The organism is Actinomyces sp. oral taxon 448 str. F0400 (genome assembly GCF_000220835.1).
Lineage (GTDB): Bacteria > Actinomycetota > Actinomycetes > Actinomycetales > Actinomycetaceae > Actinomyces.
In genome coordinates, this window is record NZ_GL985609.1 from 1 (window position 1) to 1858 (window position 1858).

The 1858-nt window shown below is 72.8% G+C and carries 2 protein-coding genes; one reads left to right on the plus strand and one right to left on the minus strand.

From position 1 onward, the window contains the following. Positions 1-357 precede the first annotated feature (357 nt). Positions 358-1170, plus strand: coding sequence for an exodeoxyribonuclease III (locus HMPREF9062_RS11925; protein WP_009409875.1), 813 nt, complete (start codon positions 358-360; stop codon positions 1168-1170). Positions 1171-1246: 76 nt separating this feature from the next. Here the strand turns inward: HMPREF9062_RS11925 and HMPREF9062_RS11930 are convergent. Further along, positions 1247-1858: serine hydrolase domain-containing protein (locus HMPREF9062_RS11930; RefSeq protein WP_009409876.1), on the minus strand; the 612-nt coding region annotated here is incomplete at its 5' end.

A 1858-nucleotide genomic window follows, 5' to 3' on the forward strand; every position in this document is an offset into this window, starting at 1 on the left:
GCCGCGGAACAAGACAACCGGCCCCACCGGCCACCACCGGACAGAACCGAACCACACATCACAAAACAATCACAGGGCACGGGGAACACACCACCCACCCTACACGACACAACCCCCCACACAACACCCCGCCGCAGACGCTCGGCGACCCGACTCAGCCCCTCAGGCACCGCCAGATCCGCGGGTAGCACCTCGACGTCGACGCCGGCCACGCGACAAGAACGGGAGCCGGACGCGCAGTGCACGGGCCCGGCCCCGGACCCCGGCGCGCGTCGGGCGCCCCCGACCGCTCCGGCTGGAGCGGCGTCCAGCGCGCCCGGACCCCGGCGCGCGTCGGGCACCCGGTACCCTGCCCGTATGCGCCTGGCAACATGGAACGTCAACTCCATCCGCACCCGAATCGACCGCGTCATCACCTTCCTGGAGCGGGAGGGCATCGACGTCCTGGCCCTGCAGGAGACCAAGTGCCGGCCGGGCCAGTTCCCCCGAGGGCCCTTCGAGACGGCGGGCTACGAGCTGGCCGTGCACGGCCTGGACCAGTGGAACGGCGTCGCCATCGCCTCGCGCATCGGACTGGCCGACGTCGCCACCGCCTTCCCCGACCAGCCGGCCTGGTCCAGGAAGGAGGGAGCGCCGGCCGTCGTCGAGGCCCGGGCGCTCGGCGCCACGGTCGGAGGAGGCCCGGGGCACGCCGACCCAGTGCGGCTGTGGAGCCTGTACGTGCCCAACGGCCGCGACCTGACCCACCCGCACTACGCCTACAAGCTCGACTGGCTGCGGGTGCTGCGCGACGACGTCGCCGACTGGCTGGCCCGGGACCCGGACCAGGCGCTGGCACTCGCAGGCGACTGGAACATCGCCCCGAAGGACGAGGACGTATGGGACATGAGCGTCTTCGAGGGCGCCACGCATGTCTCGGCCCCCGAGCGCGAGGCCTTCGACGTCTTCGCACGCGCCGGACTGGTCGAAGCGACCCGCGAGCGCGTCACCAATTACACCTACTGGGACTACACGCAGCTGCGCTTCCCCCGCAACGAGGGCATGCGCATCGACTTCGTCTACGGGTCGCCCGCCTTCGAAACGCGCGTGAGGGGCGCCGCGATCGACCGTGACGAGCGCAAGGGCAAGGGGGCCTCCGACCACGTGCCGGTCATCGTCGACGTCGCCTGACGGCCCACGGCACCGCCGGGCCGGGTGAGTGGGCTCCGGGCCCGGGACCCGACGCCGGCTCCGGGCCCGGGCCCCATCAGGTGGGCCGGGGACCGGAGCCGTTCAGGGCGAGGATCTGGTCGTTGAGGTCGGGCCAGCGCGCCCTGTGAATCTCCCCGAAGGGGCGCGCCCCCAGGAAGACCGCCTGGCGCCGCGCCGCCGGGTCGACCCAGATGAAGGAGCCCGACTGGCCGAAGTGCCCGAAGGTCGCCGGGCTGTTGCCCGACCCCGTCCAATGCGGGTGCTTGGTCCCGCGCACCTCGACGCCCAGCCCGAAGTCGTTGGGCGTCTGCCGGCCGTAGCCGGGCAGGACGCCGTCCAGGCCCGGGAAGGCCACCGACGTCGCCTGAGCCGCCAGACCCGGGCTGACCAGGCTCGGCGCGGCGAGCTCGCCGGCGAAGATCGCCAGGTCGCGGGCGCTGCCCTCCCCCGAGTGCGCGGGCGAGGCGGGCACCAGCACGCTGGACATGCCCAGGGGCTCCAGCACCGTCGCCTCGACCCACCTCTCCACGGGGGTCGCCGTGGCCTCCTGAAGCCGCTCGCCGAGGATCTCGATGCCGCGGTTGGAATAGATCCGTCTGGTTCCGCACGGCGCCAGGACGGCGTCGGAGTCGAAGGCGATACCGCTCGCATGCGCCAGCAGGTGGCG

Bases quoted from the DNA above. Each gene is read 5' to 3' on its own strand.
- HMPREF9062_RS11925 (WP_009409875.1), top strand. From the start codon at position 358: ATGCGCCTGGCAACATGGAACGTCAACTCCATCCGCACCCGAATCGAC.